Origin of the sequence: Streptomyces sp. NPDC006602 (assembly GCF_042870385.1) — a bacterium.
Classification (GTDB): domain Bacteria; phylum Actinomycetota; class Actinomycetes; order Streptomycetales; family Streptomycetaceae; genus Streptomyces.
In genome coordinates this window covers 250208-271926 of sequence record NZ_JBIAHG010000002.1, presented here as the reverse complement: position 1 = coordinate 271926, position 21719 = coordinate 250208, and the positions used below count along the sequence as shown (strand labels likewise).

Annotated in this window: 23 protein-coding genes; 13 read left to right on the top strand and 10 right to left on the bottom strand. The window is 69.2% G+C overall.

Annotated features, from left to right (window positions below; translation table 11 throughout):
* Nucleotides 1-286 precede the first annotated feature (286 nt).
* The 7 genes from ACFYO2_RS05975 (at nucleotide 287) to ACFYO2_RS05945 (ending at nucleotide 4555) form a co-directional block, all read left to right on the top strand.
* A complete protein-coding gene (locus ACFYO2_RS05975; protein ID WP_388344651.1) occupies nucleotides 287-694 on the top strand; it encodes a hypothetical protein in 408 nt (135 codons plus the stop codon).
* Nucleotides 695-963: 269 nt separating this feature from the next.
* Entirely contained in the window at nucleotides 964-1227 is a 264-nt protein-coding gene (locus ACFYO2_RS05970) for an SHOCT domain-containing protein (protein WP_388344649.1), read from the top strand.
* A 51-nt stretch (nucleotides 1228-1278) separates the two neighbouring features.
* A complete protein-coding gene (locus tag ACFYO2_RS05965; RefSeq protein WP_388344646.1) occupies nucleotides 1279-1527 on the top strand; it encodes a DUF2933 domain-containing protein in 249 nt (82 codons plus the stop codon).
* A 448-nt stretch (nucleotides 1528-1975) separates the two neighbouring features.
* Nucleotides 1976-2380, top strand: a complete 405-nt coding sequence (locus tag ACFYO2_RS05960) for a cupredoxin family copper-binding protein (protein ID WP_388344643.1) — start codon at nucleotides 1976-1978, stop codon at nucleotides 2378-2380.
* A gap of 658 nt (nucleotides 2381-3038) precedes the next feature.
* Nucleotides 3039-3380: an ArsR/SmtB family transcription factor gene (locus tag ACFYO2_RS05955; RefSeq protein WP_388344640.1), complete on the top strand. Its 342-nt coding sequence runs from the start codon at nucleotides 3039-3041 to the stop codon at nucleotides 3378-3380.
* 3 nt (nucleotides 3381-3383) lie between these two features.
* Nucleotides 3384-3890, top strand: a complete 507-nt coding sequence (locus tag ACFYO2_RS05950; protein ID WP_388344637.1) for an SRPBCC family protein — start codon at nucleotides 3384-3386, stop codon at nucleotides 3888-3890.
* On the top strand, nucleotides 3890-4555 hold the full coding sequence (locus tag ACFYO2_RS05945; RefSeq protein ID WP_388344634.1) for a dihydrofolate reductase family protein: 666 nt from the start codon (nucleotides 3890-3892) through the stop codon (nucleotides 4553-4555). Before ACFYO2_RS05950 ends, ACFYO2_RS05945 begins: the two co-directional genes overlap by 1 nt.
* A gap of 493 nt (nucleotides 4556-5048) precedes the next feature.
* On the opposite strand, the gene ACFYO2_RS05940 is transcribed toward ACFYO2_RS05945, so the two are convergent.
* From ACFYO2_RS05940 to ACFYO2_RS05930, 3 genes are all read right to left on the bottom strand, one after another.
* The gene (locus ACFYO2_RS05940; RefSeq protein ID WP_388344631.1) at nucleotides 5049-5576 is read right to left on the bottom strand and encodes a TerD family protein; all 528 of its coding nucleotides are present in this window, start codon (nucleotides 5574-5576) and stop codon (nucleotides 5049-5051) included.
* A gap of 652 nt (nucleotides 5577-6228) precedes the next feature.
* Complete coding sequence (locus ACFYO2_RS05935) at nucleotides 6229-6432, bottom strand: cold-shock protein (protein WP_388344629.1); 204 nt, start codon at nucleotides 6430-6432, stop codon at nucleotides 6229-6231.
* Between the two features lie 146 nt (nucleotides 6433-6578).
* Complete coding sequence (locus ACFYO2_RS05930) at nucleotides 6579-7418, bottom strand: helix-turn-helix transcriptional regulator (protein WP_388344626.1); 840 nt, start codon at nucleotides 7416-7418, stop codon at nucleotides 6579-6581.
* 124 nt (nucleotides 7419-7542) lie between these two features.
* Here ACFYO2_RS05930 and ACFYO2_RS05925 point away from each other — a divergent pair, with 124 nt between their 5' ends.
* The gene (locus ACFYO2_RS05925; RefSeq protein WP_388344623.1) at nucleotides 7543-8091 is read left to right on the top strand and encodes a DUF2231 domain-containing protein; all 549 of its coding nucleotides are present in this window, start codon (nucleotides 7543-7545) and stop codon (nucleotides 8089-8091) included.
* Nucleotides 8092-8158: 67 nt separating this feature from the next.
* A complete protein-coding gene (locus tag ACFYO2_RS05920) occupies nucleotides 8159-8581 on the top strand; it encodes a hypothetical protein (RefSeq protein ID WP_388344621.1) in 423 nt (140 codons plus the stop codon).
* A 383-nt stretch (nucleotides 8582-8964) separates the two neighbouring features.
* Here ACFYO2_RS05920 and ACFYO2_RS05915 read toward each other — a convergent pair whose 3' ends face one another.
* Nucleotides 8965-10524, bottom strand: coding sequence for a carbohydrate-binding protein (locus tag ACFYO2_RS05915; RefSeq protein WP_388344619.1), 1560 nt, complete (start codon nucleotides 10522-10524; stop codon nucleotides 8965-8967).
* Nucleotides 10525-10820: 296 nt separating this feature from the next.
* Nucleotides 10821-11942: an arabinogalactan endo-beta-1,4-galactanase gene (locus tag ACFYO2_RS05910; RefSeq protein WP_388344616.1), complete on the bottom strand. Its 1122-nt coding sequence runs from the start codon at nucleotides 11940-11942 to the stop codon at nucleotides 10821-10823.
* 189 nt (nucleotides 11943-12131) lie between these two features.
* Here ACFYO2_RS05910 and ACFYO2_RS05905 point away from each other — a divergent pair, with 189 nt between their 5' ends.
* Together ACFYO2_RS05905 and ACFYO2_RS05900 are read left to right on the top strand one after the other, a co-directional pair.
* On the top strand, nucleotides 12132-12575 hold the full coding sequence (locus ACFYO2_RS05905; RefSeq protein WP_388344613.1) for an alpha/beta hydrolase: 444 nt from the start codon (nucleotides 12132-12134) through the stop codon (nucleotides 12573-12575).
* Nucleotides 12576-12772: 197 nt separating this feature from the next.
* Entirely contained in the window at nucleotides 12773-14449 is a 1677-nt protein-coding gene (locus tag ACFYO2_RS05900) for a cellulase family glycosylhydrolase (protein WP_388344610.1), read from the top strand.
* Nucleotides 14450-14734: 285 nt separating this feature from the next.
* Here the strand turns inward: ACFYO2_RS05900 and tnpA are convergent, their stop codons facing one another.
* Nucleotides 14735-15163, bottom strand: coding sequence for an IS200/IS605 family transposase (tnpA, locus tag ACFYO2_RS05895; RefSeq protein ID WP_388344608.1), 429 nt, complete (start codon nucleotides 15161-15163; stop codon nucleotides 14735-14737).
* A gap of 50 nt (nucleotides 15164-15213) precedes the next feature.
* Here tnpA and ACFYO2_RS05890 point away from each other — a divergent pair, with 50 nt between their 5' ends.
* Together ACFYO2_RS05890 and ACFYO2_RS05885 are read left to right on the top strand one after the other, a co-directional pair.
* Nucleotides 15214-16428, top strand: coding sequence for an RNA-guided endonuclease InsQ/TnpB family protein (locus ACFYO2_RS05890; protein WP_388344606.1), 1215 nt, complete (start codon nucleotides 15214-15216; stop codon nucleotides 16426-16428).
* 152 nt (nucleotides 16429-16580) lie between these two features.
* Nucleotides 16581-16982 carry an SseB family protein gene (locus ACFYO2_RS05885; protein ID WP_388344604.1) on the top strand — a complete coding sequence of 134 codons (402 nt, stop codon included), beginning with the start codon at nucleotides 16581-16583 and terminating at the stop codon, nucleotides 16980-16982.
* A gap of 97 nt (nucleotides 16983-17079) precedes the next feature.
* Here ACFYO2_RS05885 and ACFYO2_RS05880 read toward each other — a convergent pair whose 3' ends face one another.
* The 4 genes from ACFYO2_RS05880 to ACFYO2_RS05865 are packed head-to-tail and all read right to left on the bottom strand — an operon-like array spanning nucleotide 17080 to nucleotide 21713.
* Nucleotides 17080-18456 carry an FAD-binding oxidoreductase gene (locus tag ACFYO2_RS05880; protein ID WP_388344601.1) on the bottom strand — a complete coding sequence of 459 codons (1377 nt, stop codon included), beginning with the start codon at nucleotides 18454-18456 and terminating at the stop codon, nucleotides 17080-17082.
* A complete protein-coding gene (locus ACFYO2_RS05875) occupies nucleotides 18453-19598 on the bottom strand; it encodes an acyl-CoA dehydrogenase family protein (protein ID WP_388344598.1) in 1146 nt (381 codons plus the stop codon). The genes ACFYO2_RS05880 and ACFYO2_RS05875 overlap by 4 nt, the downstream gene beginning before the upstream one ends.
* On the bottom strand, nucleotides 19595-20605 hold the full coding sequence (locus tag ACFYO2_RS05870; RefSeq protein WP_388344595.1) for an ABC transporter substrate-binding protein: 1011 nt from the start codon (nucleotides 20603-20605) through the stop codon (nucleotides 19595-19597). Before ACFYO2_RS05870 ends, ACFYO2_RS05875 begins: the two co-directional genes overlap by 4 nt.
* Before the next feature lie 10 nt (nucleotides 20606-20615).
* On the bottom strand, nucleotides 20616-21713 hold the full coding sequence (locus ACFYO2_RS05865; RefSeq protein WP_388344593.1) for an LLM class flavin-dependent oxidoreductase: 1098 nt from the start codon (nucleotides 21711-21713) through the stop codon (nucleotides 20616-20618).
* Between the last annotated feature and the right edge of the window lie 6 nt (nucleotides 21714-21719).

Sequence of the window (21719 nt, the reverse complement as noted above, 5' to 3'; positions counted from 1 at the left end):
CGGCTCACCGCACCCGAAAGCGGGGAGAGCGAGCTCGGCGCGCTGTATCCGGCGATCCACGAGCGGCACAGCAGCCGCTTCCCGTTCGACGAGACGGAGATCCCCGATGCCGTGCGAGAGGCGCTCAGCGAGGCCGCTCGCCGTGAGGGGGCCGTGCTGACGTTTCCCACCTCATGGCACCTGCAGGAGGTCCTGGAGGTGGTCGAGGAAGCCGAGGCGCGCAACCTCACCGACCGCGGCAGCGACCAGGACCTGGGCCGAATGGACCCGCATCGAGGCTCCGTCGGTGAACATGACCGACGACGGAGTCCCGGACTACGCCTTCGGGCCGCGCAAGCGCGGAGGCAAGGCGCCCATGCGGGACTTCGCGGGCCCGCGGCAGGTGGCGGGACGGGACGCCGCGGACTTCGAACAGAGGCCTCAGCCGGCCCTGGTCAGCACGAGCCATGACCACCCGGAGGACTGGCTGCGCGCCGGCCAGGCCATGGAACGTGCCCTGCTGCTGGCCACCCTTGAGGGCCTGTCCAGCTCCTTCGCCACCCAGCCCCTCGAATGGACGGACCTGCGCTGGCCGCTGCGCGACCCGGTGACCGGGACGGGCTACACGCAGATGCTGCTGCGCCTTGGATACGGCCCCAAAGGCCCCCGCACACCACGCCGCCCGGTGCCGGAGGTACTCGACATCCGGCCCTGACCTGCCCGACGGACCGCAGCCGGCCTTCGGTAGATGGTGCCCCTGCCGTCCGTCACCGGCCCCGGCGGGCTGGGATCCAGCCTCGCTGCTGCAAGCCTCCGCCCGGCCCTGCCTGGTAGGGGCTGAACGGCCCACTCGTCGAGACCATACGGCCCCAGCGCGCCGCCCCTGGGAGAGGCACGATGAATATGAGGACACAGGCTCCTTCAGGGCGTCGGACCCCCGGGCCCGCACCCGATCGCCGAACGATCCGAAGCAGGTGAATGGCGATGTTCTGGTACGGCCACGATGTCAGCGGATGGGGCTGGTTCGCGATGTCCGCCAGCATGATCCTGTTCTGGGCGCTGATCATCACAGCGGGCGTGCTGCTCTTCCGCGCTGTGAACCGGCCACACGAGCACACCCACGCCCCCGCCGTGCCGCAGACCCCCGAGCAGGTCCTCAGGGAGCGGTTCGCCCGCGGGGAGATCGACGAAGAGGAGTACCGGCGCCGCCTGAACACCCTGCACGCCGGCCCTCTCACCAAACCCTGACGGTCGGCCGCACTGGCTGCGGCCTCTGCCCTCCGCTGAAGGAGGCTCGTGATGAACCAGCGCAACTACGGCATGTACGCGCTTGCCGCCGCGATCGTCGTCGTCGGAGCCCTGATCGTCGGCGCCTCACTGGAGAGCCTGGTCTGGCTCGCCCTGGTGGCCGCCTGCCCGCTGATGATGTTCTTCATGATGAAGAGCATGCACGGTCGGGACATGCACGGCGGTGACAGCCGTGACGACCGCGACGAGGACCCGCTGCACAAGCACGACCAGCAACACCCCGGATCCGACCGGCGCTGACCGGGCGGATACCGGCGTCCACGGCACGGCGAGGAGAACGCCATCAGCGCCGCCCCCTTCATCGACCTGGGCATCGAACAGAGCCCCATGCTCCGCCCCGACCCACCCGGCTGGGCACACGCCCTGCCCGGCTACGGCGCCACCCGCGTCCTGATCGACGCATCCCTCACCCCCACCTTCGACGAAACCGGATCCCCCTGTTCATCGCCCTCGCCTGGCTGACCGGACTCACCCTCGCCGCAGCCATCCTCTCCCGCCGCACCGCCACCGCCCCTGGGTAACACCCGCTACCTGCTGGACGCGCGGCTCCGCGTTCTTTCAGGTGAGCCAGCCAGGCGGATGGCGGTACGGCCCAGGCAAGCGTCACCGGAGACGGCGAACCTGAGTGCAACCGCTAACCATCGGCCGCACCTGACCACGCGGTCCTCGCCCGGAAGGCCCGCCCCGCATGTCACTTTCCCGTCTGCGCCGAGGCCGCACCGCTCTGGCCATAGGGGGAGCCTGCACCCTGCTCGGCCTGGTCAACTGTTCCAAGGGCGGCAACGGCACCGCCCCGGCCACCACCAGTGCCCCACCTGCCGCAACCAGTGCCAGCGCCGCCGCGGCGCGCATCGTGATCGAGAACTTCACCTTCAACCCGGCGAACCTTCAAGTGCGCCCCGGAACGAAGATCATGGTCGTGAACCGCGACTCCGCCGCGCACACCGTGACCGCCACCGGGGACAAGACGTTCGACACCGGCAGCATCGCAAGCGGCGCTACCGCCACCTTCACCGCACCATCCACATCCGGCAGCTACTCCTACATCTGCACGATCCACCCGAACATGGAAGGCACCCTCACCGTGCGCTGACGGGGCGGCAAGCCAAGCCCGCGCGCCAAGCCCCGGCCGCGCCTACGATGACGCTGTGATGCCGAGCGTGCCGACGCCATCATCATGGCCGCAATCAGCAATTCGGCTGCGGGCACTGCTGGTGCTCACTGTGCTGGTCGCGCTTGTAGGCATGCACGGCCTCGCGTCCGCGAACCCCCTCCCCTTCGAACACAACGGGGCCGGGCTCCCCAGGGCGGTGTCCCACCCGTCACCGTCGGCGAGGTGGTTCAGCAGGGTCTGGAGGATCGGGGCGGGGCAGTGCGGTCGCGGTCAGGTGCCGCATGCGGTCGGACACCGGCGTCTCGCCCGCGGCCACGGTCCAGGCGGTCTCGGGGGGCCCCATGGACGCGCTCGATGCGCAGGCTCTGCGATTCGTGGATCACGTGGGTGGTCTCGTCCGACCAGGTGCGTTCCCTGTCAAGTTGTGCGTGTCGAAGGACTTAACGACCTGGTGTTGTCGTCTCCTTCGGGTTCCTCTTCCCGTCCCTGACACGGTGGGGCAGCGCTGGCGCCGGGACACGCCCGGCGCCACGTCCGCACTGCTGGCGCGGCCCGGTTTGCAATCGTCATCCGGCAAGACTCGCCCGATTACCAACCCGGGCTTGATGTATTCCGATATCGGAATATGATGGCTGCCATGGCACGAGCAGCGACGACGTCGGACGCGTTCAACGCGATCGCCGAGCCGCAGCGTCGGGACATCCTGGCGTTGCTGCGGGCGGGTGAGTGGCCGGTGACCGACCTGGCCGAGGCGCTGGGGATGAGCCAGCCGCGGGCGTCCAAGCACCTGCGGGTGCTCCGGGAGGTGGGGCTGGTGCGGGTCCGCGGGGCGGGCAAGCAGCGCCTCTACGGCCTGGACGCCCGCGGGCTGCGGCCGGTCCACGAGTGGGTCGGCGGATTCGAGCGGTTCTGGAACGAGAGTTTCGATCGGCTGGACACCTACGTGCAGGACCTCAAGCAGACACGGCAGGAGGAATGACCGATGGCACGGGCAAGGCATGAAACGCGGCCGGAGCCGGCGACGGCCGACCGGGAGATCGTGATCTCCCGGATCATCGACGCCCCGCGGGAGTTGGTGTTCGAGGCGTTCACCGAGGTCCGGCACCTTTCGCGGTGGTGGGGTCCGGAGGGGTTCACCACCACCACGCGGTCCTTCGAGTTCCGCGAGGGCGGGGAGTGGGACTTCGTGCTGCACGGGCCGGACGGGACCGACTACTCCGAGTGGATCCGCTGGCTGCGGATCGCCCCGCCGGAGCGGATCGCGCTGCTGCACGGTGAGTCCCGCGACGACCCGAACGCCTTCGAGTCGCTCCTGACCTTCGCGCCGGACGGCGCGGCGACCCGGATCGTGATGCGTACGGTGTTCCCCACCAAGGAACTGCGCGACGAGGCGGTCGAGAAGTACCACGCGATCGAGGGCGGCCAGCAGACCCTGAGCAGCCTGGCGGCCTACGTCACCGACCTCGCGCGGAAGGAGGCGGAGGGCTGATGGCCGGAAAGGTGTTCTTCAGCGTGTCGATGTCGCTGGACGGCTTCATCGCGCCCGAGTCCGTGCCCGTTGACGACTTCTTCGCGCCCGAGAAGCAGGACGACCCGGACGTTCAGCGCTGGATGGCGCAGTGGATGGAACTGCAGCAGTGGATCTTCCCGCTGCGGTTCTTCCGGGAGAACCTGAAGCTGGGCGAGGGCGGCGAGGAGGGCCGCGACAACGACGTCGCGCGGGAGACGTTCGAGCGCACCGGTGCGAGCGTCATGGGCAGGCGCATGTTCGACCTCGGCGAGCAGGCATGGCCGGAGGAGGCGCCCTTCCACACCCCGGTCTTCGTCGTGACGCACACCAAGCGTGACCCGTGGGAGCGGCCCGGCGGCACGACGTTCCACTTCGTCAACGACGGCATCGAGCACGCCCTCGTCCAGGCCCACAAGGCCGCCGGCGACCGCGATGTCCGCATCGCCGGCGGCGGCGCGACGATCGTGGAGCACCTGAACGCCGGCCTGGTCGACGAGTTTTCGATCACGCTGTCACCGGTGCTTCTCGGCGCCGGCACCCGCCTGTTCGACGGCGTGGACGCGTCCAGGGTCGCGCTGGAGCCGGTCCGTTCGGAGCCGTCGTCGCGGGTGACGCACCTGACCTACGCCGTGCACCCACGGTAGCCGCGCCACCACTCCACCCCGGCGAGCACCCACGGCGCACACGCTTGAATCAGCACCTCCACGGCCAACTGCGAAGAGCCGGTTTGGCTTCGGCGCGGTCGCCTCCTCACTGATCGGTCTGTTCGGCACCCGCAGCGCCCCCCATGGCGCTCGTGATGGGCGCCCTCCTGGGGCTGGCCACCACGGGGGCTGCCGTCTGCCGACGACAGGACCGGACCACCGCCGGTCATGAACGGTGGTGAGTTCGCCGCTGAGCGTCTGGTGCAGGTCGGCGCCTGGCCGGTTCAGGCCGACGATCTCGACGGAGTGAGTACTCACTCCGTCAATGGATTTGAATGAGCCGACGCGGCGGGCTGGGGGCTGAGACAGCTGCGATCGTGCCTGGACCGACACCCCCGCAGGAAGGACAACCACAACCGGGTATGCGCGCCGTAGTTGAGCGGGCGCTGCGCGTGACGCGCCACGGGGCCGCGCCGTGCTGCGAGTCGAGCAGCTATGGGGAGTCGCCCATCTCCGCGGTGAAGACCATGGGGTCACTGTCGAACCCGCGGAGCATCTCGTGAAACGCCCATGCTGTCGCCGTACTCCGGGTGAACTCCGCGACGGTGGCGGCGGTGGATCCGGCGACCCTTGAGAAGTCGTCCTTCAGCAGCTCCTTGTACCCCTCGACAACCAGCACCCCGGCGTTCGATATGTCACCGAAGGTCTTGGGGCCCCTGTTCTGGTGGATCGCCACGCCCACGACCACACGTGCGAAGGAGGACGCGAGGCGATCGAGTTCCAGAGTCATCACTTCGACATAGCCGAAACCCTGACCGGTCTGGCTGTGCCGGCTCATGTTGATGGTGCCGTCCGGTGAGCGGCTGTCGAAGTGGACGACGTACACCGGACGCCCGTAGGGGGCATCCGCCGAGTAGGTGGCGGCGATGATGTCGAGATGATGAGGTGGCTCCTGCCAGGGACTCGGGTCCCACTTGAGCCGCACCTCGGCCTTGCCCACTCCTTGGCTGCCGCTGCTCACCGGATCGCTGCCCCTCCCATGTCAACCTGCCACGGGATTGGTCCCGTATGGTCAAGTATGGCTCTCGGCCATCCTGTTGAAGCCTTGCACGGTCGGCTCCTTCGGCGGCCGTGCATTCCCCGGGCTGCTCCGAAGTACCGGCCTGCCGGTGCGCCGAACATGCACATCGGACGAAGGCGCGCCTCGGTCACGTCGCGGGTGTAGGCCTGGGCGACCGCTTGAGGCCCTCGGCCATGGTCGGATGCGGGCACCACAGGTCGGCCATCTGCGGCCCCGCCGGGCCGGTGCAGCTGACAGACGGCCCGTGGGGCCGGAGCGGGTTCTGGTCAGCCCATTGCTGCTGGTCCGGCCGCGGTGCTACTGGCCGACGGCCCCGAAGGTGGCCGACCAGAGGAAGCCAACCCGCCGAAGCCGTGCTGCTGATGCCTGACGCAGTCCGAGGCACGGCGGCAGCGACGCGTCGCGCAGACCCGCACGGCTCCCGCACACGCCCCTGGCCTCCTGACGAGGGAAGCCGTGGAGCGGAGGACGAGCGGGGGCTGCCGCCATCGCCGCGTTCTTCGACAGGTTGATCACGGCGCGAGGCTCGTGGGAGTACCCGCGCCGGCGTCGATGCTCCCTGGGAAACCGGCGCGAGAAGCGCCGGGCCGAGTCAGACCGGAGTGACGTTCTCGGCCTGGGGTCCCTTGGGCCCCTGTGTTACGTCGAACTCGACCTTCTGGCCCTCGTTGAGCTCCCGGTAACCGGTGCTGGCGATGGCCGAGTAGTGGACGAACACATCGGGGCCGCCGCCGTCCTGGGCGATGAAGCCGAAACCCTTCTCCGCGTTGAACCACTTCACAGTGCCCGTAGCCATTTTTCGCTCTCCTTCATGGGCCCAGTGCGAATGTGCCCTGTGCCGTTGTGCTTTGATCATGCACGACTTCCCAGGGCTGCGGAAGGCAAACGCGGCTGGGGATCTCTTCGGTTCGGCGTCGGCAGCGTCGGCATGCGGCAGGCGCCCTATGGAAGTCGTCCCGTCTCTCGCGTGGCGCCGTGGTCGTCCACAGGCGAGGTGCCGTGCTCCTTCCCGCAGATGCCGGTGCTCTCGGCGGCGGCCTCCTGTGTGCTGTGACCGCCGGACGCGGCGCGCAGTTCCACACAGCACCGGCCCGGGCGGGGGGCCAGGACCGCGTCGATCCCGGCGGTCTGGAGTCCGGTGAGGAAGCCGTCCAGGAAGGCGTGGTTGATTCCGCACACCAGTTCGGGGGATCGCGCGGCGAGTGGGTGGAAGGGGCAGTTGAGCAATCGCAGTTCGGTGGGCGCTTCGCGGTGGGGCTCGAAGCCGTGCTGCTCCAGTGTGGTCTCGGTGAGGGTGAGCGAGCGTTCGGGGCCCAGGCGGCCGGGACGGCTGCGGGCGCGTTCGGCGGCGCCGAGTTCCTCGCCCCGTCGGCGGGCCGTGCGCAGCGCGGCGGACCGCGCGTCCTCGCCGGGCTGCTCGGCCAGGATCGCGTCGACCAGGATCTCCGCGAGTACGTCGGGGCGGCGCTCAGGGATGCTGATCCGGATGTCGGTGTCGGTCGGCTCGTAGACCTTGGGCTTACGGCCGACCCTGCGGATGCCGCCCGGGCTGTCATAGCGGGAGCGCAGCAGCCCGGCCGCGACAAGCTTGTCCAGGTGGAAGGCGGCCAGCTTGGTCGAGATCCCGGCGTCACCGGCCGCCTCCTCCCGGGTCACCGGCCGGCGCGCACGCCGTATGAAGCCGTACATCCTGCGGCGCAGGTCGTCCGCGAGGACCGAGACGGCCTCGACATTCTCGACGGTGGACGGCGGACGCGAAGCCGCACTCGGGTCAGAGGTCATGACCGAACGATATCGCCGACTTAGGCAGGCGTAACTCGGCGTTCATGGCCACCTTGAGCCCCGCTTGACCTGCTCGGCGAATAAGACCAATACTGTTTAGTGAATTCACGGGAGAGGGCACGTCATGGCAGGCGAACTGCAGCAGCAGGCGAAGCAGCCGGTCAGCGCGACACTCGCCGGCCCCTACGGGCACCCGTTCCATCCGATCCTGGTGACCGTCCCGATCGGAGCGTGGGTGGGCGCCGTGGTCTTCGACATCGCCTCCCATGTCGTGGACGACCCGGACTTCCTGGCCCGGGGAGCCATGTGGCTGATCGCCGTGGGGGTGCTCGGTGCCCTGGCGGCGGCGATGGTCGGCTTTCTGGACCTGGTCGCCATCCCCGCCGGTACGCGGGCTTTTCGCGTCGGGCTCGTCCACATGACGCTGAACCTGCTCGTGACCGCCTCGTACGCGGGCAACTTCCTGTGGCGCCGTTCCGGAGACGGGCCGTCGGGCAGTGTCGGCACGGGACAACTCGTGCTGGGCGCGGTGAGCCTGGCCGTGCTCGGCTTCTCCGGATTCCTGGGCGGCAAGCTCGCCTACCACTACGGCGTCAGGGTCGCGGACGAGGCGACCCAGGCGGAGGGTTTCGTCCCCGCCCCACAGCGCGGCCTGGGCCGCCGATCCAGCTGACCTCAGCCGTCTGCGCGCCCGGCGCGTCCGCACCCGGCGTGCGCAACCAAGCGCAAGGAGCTCCCCCATGGACATCGCCGCACTGATCGCCTGGGTGGCCACCGCTCTCGGTGGCTTCTACATGCTCGGTACCTGGCTCTCGCACGGCGGCGCCAGGGGTGGCACCAGCCGCCTGCCCGTCCCGGTCGTCTTCGGCCACTTCGCGCTCGCCGCCGTCGGCCTCGTCGTGTGGATCGTCTACGTGGTCACCGACGAGGACGCCCTTGCCTGGACCGCCTTCGGCCTGCTCCTGCCCGTCGCCCTGCTCGGCTTCACCATGCTGGCCCGCTGGATCCCCGTCCACCGCGACCGAGCCGCCGCGCCGGCCTCTCCAGAACAGTCCGCACCGGCCGAACGGCACTTCCCGGTGCCCGTCGTCGCCGTGCACGGCCTGGCCGCCGTCACCACCGTGGTCCTGGTCCTGCTCACCGCGCTCGGCATCGGGGAGTGACACGAATCGGCGTCCCGACACCGCTTACCAGTTGAGCCGAAGACGAACGCGCTGAGGCGACGCGACGGTGCCCTCCCGTGTCAGGCCGACGGTCGGTGGTCGGAGGGCGGCGGTCGTTGCCGAAGACCTTGGGTGAGACCTTCGTGCCCGGGTGATACCGCCTCCGCTTGTACTCCGCGGCGGCCACGATGTGCAGTACCTGTGCCACCTCCACATGCACCTGCACCACCAGTGCCACGAGCACTACATGTGCCACCTGCACCACCTGTGTCCCGCGCACTATCCGTGCCACCGGTTCGGCGTCGTGGCCCGCCGCGGCATGCCCGGCCCCTCCGCAGATACCGGAGGGGCCGGCCGGGGCCGTCGTCGACCCGCGACGCCCTTTACTGGCCGAAGGTCACGACCAGGCGGCCGTCCGTGGCGAAGGACCAGTGCAGCGCGCCGGCGTAGGAGGAACACCGGGAGCCGTTCGATCCGGACCAGAACTGGTTCGAGCTGTCGGAGTCGCCGATGATCCTGTCGTTCGTCCCGCTGCCGCTGCGGCACGAGGTGTTGTTGCGGAACACCGAGGTGCCCGCGTCGAAGTTGAAGTTGCGCTGAGCGTTGTCGATGCTGATGTTGTCCGACACCGTCATCGAGCCCGGGTTGCTGTTGTAGGTGAACCCGTGCTTGCCGTTGTGGTACGCGATGCTGCGCCGGACGATGTGGTTGACCGCGATGTCGTCGCCGCCGAGCTTGTAGCCGTTGCGGTCACCGTTGCCGGCCTGGGAGCCGTCGGTGAGGGTGCCGTTGTCGTAGGCGAGGGAGTCCTCGATGGTCACGGCGCCGATGGGGCCGGTGTCGGGCTTGGTGTAGAGGTCCCAGCCGTCGTCGATGTTGTTGTGGGACACGGCGTAGCGGAACACGTTGCCGGGACCGGAGGTGAGCTTCGCGGCGAAGCCGTCGGCGTCCTCGCCGTCGGAGTCGGCGTTGTCGTGCGACTCCGCGCTCAGGATGAGGTTGTTGGACGGCCACTGGCTGCTGGGGGTGGTGGAGGCCATCCGGGAGAGCTGCAGCCCGGTGTCACGGTTGAAGCGCGTCACCGTGCGCTCGAAGATGTTGTTGCTGCCGCCGACGAAGATCCCGTTGTCACCGGCACGCTCGACGACCAGGCCCTTGACGTGCCAGTACGACCCGTTCACGGCGAGGCCGCGGTTGGCCGGGTCCTCGGTCTGGGCCGAGAAGTTCAGGACCGGGGTCTCACCCGGGTAGGCGGACAGTTCGGTGCGGTCACTGGCGGTGCCGTTGTTGCCCGCCGGGATGGTGACCGTCTGCGAGTGGTTGTAGGTCCCGCCGCGCAGGTAGATCGTCCCGCCCGGGGTGATCCGGCTGATCGCCGAGGTGAGCGTCGTCGGGGCCGACTGGGTTCCGGCGGCGCCGTCGGTGCCGTTCGGCGCCACGTACAGGGCGGAACTCGACGGGGGCGTGGTGGTGCCGCTCACCTCGACATCGAGGTAGTCGATGTTGGGCAAGCCCGCGGCGGCGGTGGGACTGAGCCGGATGGTGTTGCTGCCCGCGGTCAGCTGCACCGTGAGCGTCTTCGTCGTCCACGCTCCCCAGGTGCCGGTGCTCTCGAAGGACACCGAGGTCGCTGCCGAGCCGTTCACCGTGAGGCTCGCGGGCCGTGCGGCGGTGGTGCCGTTGGCGAAGCGGATGTTCAGCGTGGCCGTGCCGGCGGCGGAGGCGTTCACGGTGAACTGCGCGTACGCGCCGACCGCGTTGTTGCCGTTGCAGAATCCGCTGCCGGAGTAGCCGGCCCAGTCGGAGTCGACGGTGCCGGTGCAGACCGCGGGGGAACTCTCGGCCTCGTAGCGGGTGGTAGCGGCCTGCGCCGTGGCGCCGGACACCGCGACGAGTGTGCCGGTCAGCAGGCTGATGGACGCGATGACGGGTCTCAGTTGCATCGTTCATCTCCAGGTTGGTTGTCTCGTCCGACCAGGGGCGGCTCGGTGAACGGGGCCATCTGGGTGCCGTGAGCGGCTGGTTCGGCTCATGAACGGGACAGGAGACCGAACCTTGCACCCAGCTGGGAGAAAGCGCTTTCCCTGGACGGTAAAGTGGATGCCGTGAACGCGTCAACGGTTGTGTACATGATCCTTGTTCATGTGCGTGAATCTCAGTGAGGCCACCTGGGAAATCAAAACGGCACCGTCCGGAGACGGTGCCGTTCGTTACTGGATCGCGGGTACTGCAGGGTCTACTACGGGGTCCACTTGACGTTCGGGTTCACCTGGCCGGTCCAGTTGAAGATGGCCATGTTGTCCCAGCCGTTGCCGCTGTTGTTGATGTCGGCCGGATCCCAGCCGTTGCCCTTGACCGCGTACCAGGTCGGTTCCCAGTAGAAGACGCCGATCGCGCCGGCGTTGCGGGCGGTGTTCTGCACGGCCGTGAAGTTGTCGGCCTGGCCCTGCCAGGTGAGCGGGTAACCAGAGCAGCCTGAGGTGACCGAGTTGGTGGTGCTGTCCGCGTTCGCCGAGGTGAACGGGTACGCCGTCTCGGCGATGACCACGTCCTTGCCGTACCGGGACTTCATGTCGGACACCACGCTGCCCATGTTGGCCAGCGTCCCGTGCCAGGGGCAGTAGTAGGACAGCCCGGTGATGTCCCAGTTGACGCCCTTCGCCGTGATGCCGTCGTAGAACCACCGCGCGTGCGCGTCACTGTCCGAGTTGGCGGTGTGAATGATCACCTTTGTGCCGCTGTTGCATGCCTTGGTCGCGTTGTAGCCCGACTTGAGGAGCAGGCTGAGGTTGGTGAAGTCGTTGTTCACCACCTTGCCCTCGTCCCACAGCATGCCGACGTTGATCTCGTTGCCGATCTGCACACTGTCCGGGGTGGTGCCCTGGGACTTGAGACTGTTGCAGACGTCGTAGGTGTAGTTGTAGACGTCCGTCTGCAGCTGGTTGATGTTGTGGCCGGCCCAGGCCGCGGGCTTGTACTGCTTGCCCGGGTCGGCCCAGGTGTCGGAGTAGTGGAAGTCGACCAGCAGCTTGAGACCCTTGGCCTTCACCTGCTTCGCGTACGCCAGCACCTTGGCCTTGTTGTTGTAGCCACTGGCCGGGTTGTTCCAGACCCGCAGGCGGACGTAGTTCACGCCGGCGCCCTTGAGGATGTCGAGCGGGTCCTTGGCGGTGCCGCCCGCGTCGTAGTACTTGGCGCCGAGGTCGAGGGCGCGTTGCGCGGTCGAGACGTCGGCGCCGAGCATGGTGAGCGTGCCCGCGGCGGAGGCGGTCGTGGGGGTGGTGAGCAGGGACGCGGGCAGGGCGACGGCTGCCATGAGCAGGGCGGCCTTCACTGTGCGACCTGGACCGTTCACGGTCATCCCGAACTCCTTTGATCGAGACGTGGCCTAGCCAAGCAGTCGGGCTTGGCATGCGCATGTAGCTGTTTCCGTGAACGTTCACAGTAAGGGAGGTAGCAGGGGCTGTAAATATGTGTGTCACGGAGATTTCGTACAGGTCATGGGCTTGACGCTCATGCTCACTGATTGGGTACGTGCACAGGACCTGCCATGAGATGGGCAGGACTTCATCGGATCCACTCCCTCGCCTGGACGGACCTGACCGGCTGCCAGGACTGGCCGACCGAGGTGACCAACCTGCCGCACCGCCTCCGCGTCGACGGCACCCCGCCGATCCTGGTCACCAACAGCCGCTACGACGTGGCCACCCCGCACTCCTGGGGCTCCAACGCGGCCCGCCATATCGGCCGCGAGGCCGCGTTCCTCACGTACGACGGTGTTGGTCACCCCGACTACTGGCTGAGCCCGTGCGCGCGCGACGCCATCGACACGTATCTCTCCTCACCCTCAAGCCCCTCGAAAGGGCGCCCATTGCCCGGCGGTCTGGCCGACCGCGCCTTCCCTCAGCGGCAGTCGCCGAGCGGAGATCTCATCAACCCGCTGCCCGATCTGGTGGGCACGGGGCCCGCCGGTGAGCGGCGTGACGTGACCTGATTCGACGCGGTTGTGAGCGAGAGGGTCGTGGTCCGTTCCGGCGGGCCGCGACCTTTTCGTGCGACCGCACGCCTACGGCGCCAAGTGATGATGCGTGCGCGACGTCTTGACGTGTACTTGGCATGGTGGCTTCATGGGAGCGCTCCCATGAACCCTACTGATGCCAGAGTTCCTCGGCGCCCACCCCTGGAGTCGCAGTGAGAACAGCAAGAAGTACGACACGAAAGGACCCGCTGGCCCGTCTGCTGACCGGCCTCGCCGCCCTGCTCGGGCTGGTCGTCCTCGGCGTCCTCGGCCCGTCCGTCGCCCAGGCCCAAGTTCCGGCCCAATCCCAGGCCAGAGTCCAGGCAACGGGCCTGCACATCAGCGACGGCCGTCTGCTCGAAGGCAACGGCAACGACTTCGTCATGCGCGGCGTCAACCACGCCCACACCTGGTACCCGGGCGAGACGCAGTCGCTGGCCGACATCAAGGCGCTCGGCGCCAACAGCGTGCGCGTCGTCCTCTCCGACGGTCACCGCTGGACCGAGAACAGCGCTGCCGACGTGGCGAACGTTGTCGCCCAGTGCAAGGCGAACCGGCTGATCTGCGTACTGGAGGTGCACGACACCACCGGCTACGGCGAGGACACCGCGGCCGGCACCCTCGACCACGCCGCCGACTACTGGATCGGCCTCAAGGACGTGCTCGCCGGCGAAGAGAACTACATCATCGTCAACATCGGCAACGAGCCCTGGGGCAACACCAACCCCGCAGGCTGGACCGACCCGACGATCGCGGCCGTGAAGAAGCTGCGCAGCGCCGGATTCGAGCACACGATCATGGTGGACGCGCCCAACTGGGGCCAGGACTGGCAGGGCGTCATGCGCGCCAACGCCCAGGCCGTCTACGACGCCGACACCACCGGCAACCTGATCTTCTCGATCCACATGTACAGCGTCTACGACACCGCCCAGGAGATCACCGACTACCTGAACGCCTACGTCGACGCCGGACTGCCCATCCTCATCGGCGAGTTCGGCGGTCCCGCCGACCAGTGGGGCGACCCGGACGAGGACACGATGATGGCCACGGCCGAGCAGCTCGACCTCGGCTATCTGGCCTGGTCCTGGAGCGGCAACACCGACCCGATCCTCGACCTGTCGATCGGGTTCGACCCGGGGCAGCTCAGCTCCTGGGGTCAGCGCATCTTCAACGGCGCCAACGGCATCGCCCAGACCTCGAAGGAAGCCACCGTCTTCGGTGGCGCAAACCCCGGCGACACCCAGGCCCCGAGCACTCCCGGCACCCCGACCGCTTCGTCCGTGACGGCCACCTCGGCCGCCCTCTCGTGGACCGCGTCCACCGACAACGTCGCAGTCACCGGCTACGACGTCGTCCGCGTCAGCGGCAGCTCCGAGACCAAGGCCGCGTCCTCCACCGGTAACTCCGTCACGGTGACCGGCCTCACCGCAGGAACCGCGTACACCTTCGCCGTCTACGCCCGGGACGCGGCCGGCAACCGCTCCGCCCGCTCGGCCACGGTGAACGTCACCACCGGCAGCGCCCCCGCCGGGAACTGCTCCGTCGCCTACCGCGCCACCAACGAGTGGCCGGGCGGCTTCCAGGGCGAGATCGTCATCCGCAACACCGGCACCTCCGCCATCAACGGCTGGACCCTCGTCTTCGCCTTCGTCAACGGCCAGACTGTGAGCAACATGTGGGGCGGGACCCCCACGCAGACGGGCGGCACGGTGAGCGTCGGCCCCGCCTCGTACACCTCCACCATCCCGGTGGCCGGCTCGGTGACCCTCGGCTTCACCGCCAACAAGGGCGCCACCAACACCGCTCCGACCACGTTCACGCTCAACGGTTCGGCCTGCACCACGGCTTGATACCGGCATGGCCGGTCTCCCGATGGCAGTCGTCATGGACGTGTGCGGAGTGCGTCCATGACGACTGTCACGGTTCCCAGGCGGCCGGCGCACGCAGGACGTCCGAGGCCTCGGTAAATTCGTGCTCGCCCGGCAGCACGCTGACCGCTCCCCTGTACGCACCGGCGGTGAGCAGATCCATCCCTTGATCTTCGCAGGGAATCCCGGCTTTCAGGCCGGGCGGGAATGCGATCTTCGCCCCGGAGACGCGAAGCGCCGGAGTTCTCTGCGCTTTTGTTCTGACGGTCAGACAGGCCGCTTCTGGTTGTCGATGTAGTTCTTGACGAGGCTTAGTGGTGCGCCGCCGCAGGAGCCTACGAAGTAGGACGGGGACCAGAAGACTGACCCCGTGCTGATCCGGTTGATCCGGCCGGTGTACTCCGCGCGCAGGTAGCGGGAGCTGACGCCTTTGAGGCTGTTGACGAGCTTGGACAGGGCGATTTTCGGCGGATAGTGGACGAGCAGGTGGACGTGGTCGCCTTCACCGTTGAACTCGCGCAGCTCGGCCTCGAAGGACTGGCACACGTCGCGCATGATCGCCTCGCAGCGTGTCAGCATGTCGTCGTTGAAGATCTCCCGCCGGTACTTCGTGACAAACACCAAGTGTGCGTGGAGGTTGTATACGACGTGGTTTCCCCGTCTGATGTCAGGATCTGGTTCCCAGCGTGGTGACATACGCCAAGTGTAGTAGGATCGAGCGAACTCGACCGGAGGGGTGGGCTGAGTTGATCCGTGCGTACAAGTTCCCCCTGCGACCCACCGTCCGCCAGGAGCAGGCGCTGGGCGCGATGCTGCGGGACCACTGCTCCCTCTACAACGCGGCGTTGCAGGAACGGCGTGACGCCTGGCGGCACGTCTCGAAGACCACCGTCAGGTACGGGGTGCAGTCCGCGCAGCTCAAGGAGATCCGGGCGTTCGATCCGGAGCGTCAGGGCCGCTGGTCGTTCTCCTCGCAGCAGGCCACCTTGCGCCGTCTCGACAAGGCGTTCGCCGCGTTCTTCCGTCGCGTCAAGTCCGGTGAGACGCCCGGCTATCCGCGCTTTCGCGGGGTGAACTGGTTCGACACGGTGGACTTCCTGAAGGACGGGGACGGTTGCCGGTGGAACTCCACCCCGCACGACCCGACCACTCGCGTCCGCCTTCAGGGCGTCGGGCATGTGAAGGTCAACCAGCACCGCCCGGTGGCCGGCCGGGTCAAGACCGTCTCGGTCAAGCGTGAGGGCCGTCGGTGGTTCGTCGTGCTGACGGCCGAGCAGGACCAGCCGGAGCCGCTGCCGTCGACCGGCAGCGTGGTCGGCATCGACCTGGGCATCGCGAACTTCCTGGCCGACTCGGGCGGCGAGTTCGTACCCAACCCGCGCCACGGGCGCCGCGCGGCCGCGAAGCTTCAGGCAGCGCAGCAGGCCCTGTCCTGCTTCCCGCGCCGCAAGGCCAAGGACCGCACCGCCAATCACCAGCGCGCGGTGGAGAAGGTTGCCCAGCTGCATGGCAAGGTGCGTCGTCAGCGGCTTGACCACGCGCACAAGACAGCGCTCGGCCTGGTCCGCGCACATGACTTCATCGCGCACGAAGACCTCAAGATCCGTAACATGAGCAAGGCCCCCGCGCCGAAGCCCGACCCCGACCAACCAGGCGTGTTCTTGCTCAACGGGGCAGCCGCGAAGGCAGGGCTCAACACGTCGATCAATGATGCCGGATGGGGGGTATTCCTGACGATCCTGCACGCCAAGGCTGAAAGCGCCGGATGGGAAGTGATCGCCGTGGACCCCCGCAACACCTCCCGCGAGTGCCCCGGATGCGGGCACACCGCCAAGGAGAACCGGCCCACACAGGAAAAGTTCCACTGCGTCTCGTGCGGCCACACCGCGCACGCCGACACGGTCGGGGCGATCAACGTTCTACGGGCCGGGCTGGTCCGTCGCGACGCCCACCCGGCGTAACGAGAAGCCCCCGGCTTCAGCCGGGGGAGGAGTCACATCGAGACCCGGACGCATGCTCCGGCCGCGGTCGGGTACGCGAGCAGGACCGAACCCGGGGCGATCTTGTCCCCGGGCGGGCCGCACGACCGCCGCTACCAGGGGAATCATCAGCCATGGAAACACCCGCGTACGACAACTCCGTCACACCGGCCCGGCGGGCGCTGGACGCGCTGGCCGAGAACACCGAGGACACGGCGGCGCTGGCGGCCCTCGCGAGCAGCGAGGTGCTGGTGCCGGTGCCCGACGATGCCGATCAGGAGGGGGCCGGTGATTCCAGCGTGGTGGCGCTGCCGGTCCTCGAGCAGCCGGACGGCGCTCCGGTGGTGCCCGTGTTCACCTCGGAGCCGGAGATGGCCGAGCTCCTCCCGTATGTCTCCCGCTACCGTCTGGTCCCGCTGGGCGCACTCGCCGCACAGTGGCCGGCCGACGACCTGTCCCTGACCATCGACGCGAACTCCGCCCATCCGCTGACCCTCACCTCGGAGGGCGTCCGCACCCTCCTGGCGAGGCCGTAGGGACGAACGGAAGGGGCCCGGGCGCCGCGGAGCGGCAAGGGGAGCGGCCGGCGTGGACGGACGTCCACGCCGGGTCGGCTTCCCTTGCCGCTCCGCGTCACAGACTCTTGCCGGGGTTGAGGATTCCCCGAGGATCGAAGACCTCTTTGAGCCTCCGCTGCAACGCGTGGGCGGCGGGCCCGAGCTCCTCGGCGACCCACTGCCGCTTCAGCAGGCCCACCCCGTGCTCGCCGGTCAGTGTCCCGCCCAGCCGCAGGGCCAGGGCGAAGATCTCGCCGGCCACCTCCCACGCGGCCTCCGGCAGCCGGTCCAGGGACGGGTCCACGACCACGATCGGGTGCAGATTGCCGTCCGCCGCGTGCGCGAGGGTGAACACGGGCACGTCGTGCCGGGCGGAGATCACGCGTATCTCGCGGACCGCCTCGGCCAGCCGGGAGCGCGGGACCGCGATGTCCTCGATGAGCGGGCGGCCCAGCCGCTCCAGCGCGGGCAGCGCGAGGCGGCGGGCGGCCAGCAGGGTCTCGGCCTCGGCGGGGTCCTCCGTGGTCTCCACCGTCGTGGCCAGGGGAGCCATCAGCCGGGCCACCGCCGCGGCCTCGGCCGCCGCCCCCGCGCCGTCGCACTGCACCACCAGCAGCGCCGCGCCCCGCTCCCGCAGCGCCGGGTCGATGGCGTGCAGCACCGGCCCGTCGACCAGCTCCGCCAGCGCGGGCTCGACTCCGGCCCGGGTGATCGCGTACGAGGCCTCGGCGGCCTGCTCGAAGGAAGGGAAGTAGGCGGCGAGCGTGGCCGTTGCCACCGGGATCGGCCTGAGGCGCAGCGTCGCCGAGGTGATCACGGCGAGGGTGCCCTCCGAGCCGGTGAGCAGGGCGGTCAGGTCGTAGCCGGTGACGCCTTTGACGGTACGGCGGCCGGTCCTGACCACCGTCCCGTCGGCGAGGACCGCTTCCAGACCCAGCACGCTGTCCCGGGTGACCCCGTACTTCGCGCACCGCAGACCGCCCGCGTTGGTCGCGATGTTCCCACCGATGGTGGACAGGGACGCGCTCGCCGGATCGGGCGCGTACCGCAGTCCGTGCGCACCCGCGGCCCGGTCCAACTCGGCCGTGATGACGCCCGGTTCGACGACGGCGAGCTGGTCGTCGGCATTGAGCTCGAGGATGCGGTTCATTCCCGAGAGGTCCAGGACCAGGGAGCCCTCGTTCGCCGTGGCCCCGCCCGACAGACCGGTACCCGCGCCGCGCGGCACCACCGGCACGCGCAGGGCGTGCGCGTGCCGCAGGGTGACCGTCACGTCCTCCGTCCGCCGGGCGTGCACGACGGCCAGTGCCTCGCCGTCGGGCCGGCTGCCGGAACGGTCGGTGGCGTGCGCGGTGAGTACGACCGGGTCGGTGGTCAGCCGGTCGGGCGGCAGGTCGCGGGCGAGCAGCCCGAGGAGCCTTGCGGAGGCGGTCCGTTCCGGTGCCGTGGTCATCGGTCCGACACCTTCGATTCCTGTGCGGTGGTCACTGGTTGGTCCAACACCTTCGTTCCGATCGCGAGCAGCGAGATGTCCTCCTGAGGCGCGTGCACGGGCGCGCACTGGATGTCCCGGAAGTGCCGCTCCAGCGGGTTGCCGCGGGCCAGCCCCGGGTTGCCCAGCAGCCGTACCGCCAGCGCGACCGCCCGCACGCCGTGCCGGTCGGCCAGTACCCGTGCGCCCAGGGCCTGTTCGGGGGTGTACGAGGTGTCCTGGGCGGCGACCTTCGCGGCCCCGTCGAACACCAGCTGCTCGGCGGCGGCGAGCAGCACCTCGATTTCCCCGGCGGTGCGCCGGAAGCGCTCCGTACGGGCCACCGGGTGGCCCAGGTTGGCGGGCACGCGGGTGCGGGCGAAGGTGTGGAAGGCGTCCTGGGCGGCGCGGGCGACGCCCAAGTAAAGGGCGGCCAGCGTCAGATGCAGGGCCGCGCCTGCCCGGTTGTCCTGTTCGGCGGCCGGCCCGTGCGGGCCGATGCCGACGACGTGCTCGTAGGGGACCGCCACGTCCCGGAACGTCACGTCGTGGCTGCCGCTGGCGCGCAGCCCCAACTGGTCCCAGCGGCCGGTGATCTCGATGCCGGGCGAGCCGCCGGGCACCAGAAAGGTGCCCACCCGCGGCTCAGGCTCGTCGGTGCTCGCCCACACCAGGAACCAGTCGAGCCCATCGGCGCCGGTCACGAACCGCTTGGTGCCACTGACGGACCAGCCGTCGGCCGTACGACGCGCGAGGGTGGCGGGCAGCCCGCCCCGCGCGGGGGAGCCCAGTTCGGGCTCCACGCGCGCGTGGTTGATCAGGACGGGACGCTCGAACGACTCCTTGACCACCCGCGCGTACAGCTCCTCGGGCCAGTGCGGCTGGGCGGCCTGCCGGGCGTGGGTGTTCAGCGTCATCGCGGCGATGAGGGCGACGGACGGGTCGGACCGCCCCAGCGTGTGCAGGATGCGGGCGATCTCCTCGACGTCCGCGCCCCGGCCGCCGTACCGTTCGCCGATCGTCGCGGTGAGCAGCCCCGCCTCGTGGGCGATGCGGAGGGACTCGGCCGGAAAGGCGGCCGAACGGTCGTACTCGGCGGCGAGCTCGGCGATGCGGTCGGTCACGGGGCCTTCTTCAGGTCGGCGTTCAGGTCGGTGTTCAGTTCGGTGGTCCAGAACGACTTCACGTCCAAGTGCTCCTTGAGCGCGCCGAGTTCGGTGAAGACGTCGGCGACCTTCTGCTGCGAGGCGATGGTGTCGGCGCCGACGGTCCGGGCCTGTGTCGGACGCTGGGCCTGGGCGTCGACGAGATCCTTCTTCGCCTGGGCCAGGGGCTGGTGGGTGGCGTCGGCGGTGACCTGGGCGAAGCCGTCCTCGTGGCCGTCGCGGACGTAGGCGTACGCCTTGGTGATCCGGGCGATCAGATCGGCCGCGGCGGCCTTCTGCTCCGGGCTCTTCAGGACGCTGTCGCGCGCCGACCAGAGGAAGTTGCCGGAAAGGATGTCCTTGCCCGAGCCGACCGTCGTCGCGCCCTGCTGGTGGGCGGTGATGATCGAGGTGCCGTAGGAGGCGAAGGCGTCGATGCTGCCGCCGTTGAGGGCGGCGAGGCCGTCGTTGGGAAGGAGCGGTTCGGCGTCGACGTCGGACCAGTTCAGGCCCGCCTGCTTCAGCAGCTTGTACAGGAAGTAGTGGGCGGTGGTGTTCTGGACGTAGCCGACCTTTTTGCCCTTGAGACCGGCTATGTCGGTCACCTTCGAGTCCTTGGGGACGACGACCTCCTGGTTGAGGGTCGCCCCGCGCTGCACGGCGACGACCTCGAAGTTGGGTTCGCCGTCGGCGGCCGCGAAGATCGGCGGGATCTCGCTGGAGGAGGCGAGGTCGAGGGCTCCGGCGCGGATCGCCTGGAGCTGCTGGTCACCGCCCTGGAACTGGCTCCACTTCACCTTGTAAGGGGTGTCGTCGAGACCGGCGTACTTCAGGACCGCCTCTTCGAGCTTCCAGCCGGTGGCGCCGACCCGGAGGGTGACGGTGGACGAGGATCCGGCCTGTGCCTGGGTCCCGCACGCCGCCGCGAAGGGCAGCAGCAGGGCGAGGGTGGCGGCGGACGTGCGGAGGGTGCGGCGGAACAACACGGGATCTCCATCAGGCAGCTTGGGTCGTGGCGCGGTGGGCGAGTTCCTGACGCACCAGCGGCAGGACGTGACGGGAGTAGTCGATGGCGTCGTTGAGCGGGTCGTAGCCTCGGATGGACAGCAGGTCGCAGCCGATGTCGACGTAGTCGAGCAGGGCCTTGGCCACCGTCTCGGGTGTGCCGACCAGCGCGGTGGAGGCGCCGGCCGCGTTGGTGGCGACCGCCGGGGCGGTCCACAGGCAGCGGTCGTGGACCTCACCGCGCTCCGCGATGTCCAGCAGCCGCTGCGAACCGACGTTGTCCGGGCGGCCGGTGGTGCGGTAATGGCGCAGCAGCTCGGTGTTGCGGGCCTGGTCCTTGAGCACGCCCAGGGTGCGGTGCGCCTTCTCCCAGGCCAGTTCGTCGGTGGGCGCGATGATCGGTCGGAACGACACCCAGATACGGGGGCGGGGGCGCCCGGCGGCATCCGCGACCGCGTTGACGGCGGCGATCTGCTCGGCCGTCTCCTTCAGCGGCTCGCCCCACAGCCCGAAGATGTCGCCCTGCTGACCGCCGACCCGGTAGGCGTCCTGGGACGAGCCGCCCACCGAGATGGGGACCAGCCCGTTCACCGGCTTCACGTCGGAGTAGTAGCCCTCGAACTTGAAGTGCTTGCCCTCGTGCGAGACGGGCCCGTCGGCCTGCCACACCTTCCGCAGGATCCGGATGTACTCGTCCGAACGCTCGTACCGCTCCGTCTTGCCCAGGTAGTCGCCCTCCCGGCGCTGCTCCTCGTCGCTGCCGCCGGAGATGATGTGCACGGTCAGCCGGCCGTCGCTGATCCGGTCGAGGGTGGCGAGGGCACGGGCCGCGTGGGTGGGGAAGACGACGCCCGGCCGGTGCGCCAGGATCGGGCGGATCCGCTCGGTGTGGGTGGCGACGAACTGGGCGACCTGGAAGGCGTCGGGGGACGCCGAGTGGTAGGCGACGAGGGTGTGGTCGAAGCCGCCGTCGTCGAGGGTGCGGGCGTACCTGCGCAGGTGGTCGGGGTCGAAGCCGGTGCGGCTCGCGGCGGCCGGGCCCGAGGCCGCGGAGTCGGTATGGACGGCGCTGATGAATTCGACAGGCATGTGCGG

Bases quoted from the DNA above. Each gene is read 5' to 3' on its own strand.
- ACFYO2_RS05885 (WP_388344604.1), top strand. From the start codon at position 16,581: ATGGAAACACCCGCGTACGACAACTCCGTCACACCGGCCCGGCGGGCG.
- ACFYO2_RS05930 (WP_388344626.1), bottom strand. From the start codon at position 7,418: ATGACCTCTGACCCGAGTGCGGCTTCGCGTCCGCCGTCCACCGTCGAG.
- ACFYO2_RS05955 (WP_388344640.1), top strand. From the start codon at position 3,039: ATGGCACGAGCAGCGACGACGTCGGACGCGTTCAACGCGATCGCCGAG.
- ACFYO2_RS05910 (WP_388344616.1), bottom strand. From the start codon at position 11,942: ATGACCGTGAACGGTCCAGGTCGCACAGTGAAGGCCGCCCTGCTCATG.
- ACFYO2_RS05950 (WP_388344637.1), top strand. From the start codon at position 3,384: ATGGCACGGGCAAGGCATGAAACGCGGCCGGAGCCGGCGACGGCCGAC.
- ACFYO2_RS05945 (WP_388344634.1), top strand. From the start codon at position 3,890: ATGGCCGGAAAGGTGTTCTTCAGCGTGTCGATGTCGCTGGACGGCTTC.
- tnpA (WP_388344608.1), bottom strand. From the start codon at position 15,163: ATGTCACCACGCTGGGAACCAGATCCTGACATCAGACGGGGAAACCAC.
- ACFYO2_RS05925 (WP_388344623.1), top strand. From the start codon at position 7,543: ATGGCAGGCGAACTGCAGCAGCAGGCGAAGCAGCCGGTCAGCGCGACA.
- ACFYO2_RS05970 (WP_388344649.1), top strand. From the start codon at position 964: ATGTTCTGGTACGGCCACGATGTCAGCGGATGGGGCTGGTTCGCGATG.
- ACFYO2_RS05880 (WP_388344601.1), bottom strand. From the start codon at position 18,456: ATGACCACGGCACCGGAACGGACCGCCTCCGCAAGGCTCCTCGGGCTG.
- ACFYO2_RS05905 (WP_388344613.1), top strand. From the start codon at position 12,132: ATGAGATGGGCAGGACTTCATCGGATCCACTCCCTCGCCTGGACGGAC.
- ACFYO2_RS05915 (WP_388344619.1), bottom strand. From the start codon at position 10,524: ATGCAACTGAGACCCGTCATCGCGTCCATCAGCCTGCTGACCGGCACA.
- ACFYO2_RS05965 (WP_388344646.1), top strand. From the start codon at position 1,279: ATGAACCAGCGCAACTACGGCATGTACGCGCTTGCCGCCGCGATCGTC.
- ACFYO2_RS05865 (WP_388344593.1), bottom strand. From the start codon at position 21,713: ATGCCTGTCGAATTCATCAGCGCCGTCCATACCGACTCCGCGGCCTCG.
- ACFYO2_RS05960 (WP_388344643.1), top strand. From the start codon at position 1,976: ATGTCACTTTCCCGTCTGCGCCGAGGCCGCACCGCTCTGGCCATAGGG.
- ACFYO2_RS05935 (WP_388344629.1), bottom strand. From the start codon at position 6,432: ATGGCTACGGGCACTGTGAAGTGGTTCAACGCGGAGAAGGGTTTCGGC.
- ACFYO2_RS05920 (WP_388344621.1), top strand. From the start codon at position 8,159: ATGGACATCGCCGCACTGATCGCCTGGGTGGCCACCGCTCTCGGTGGC.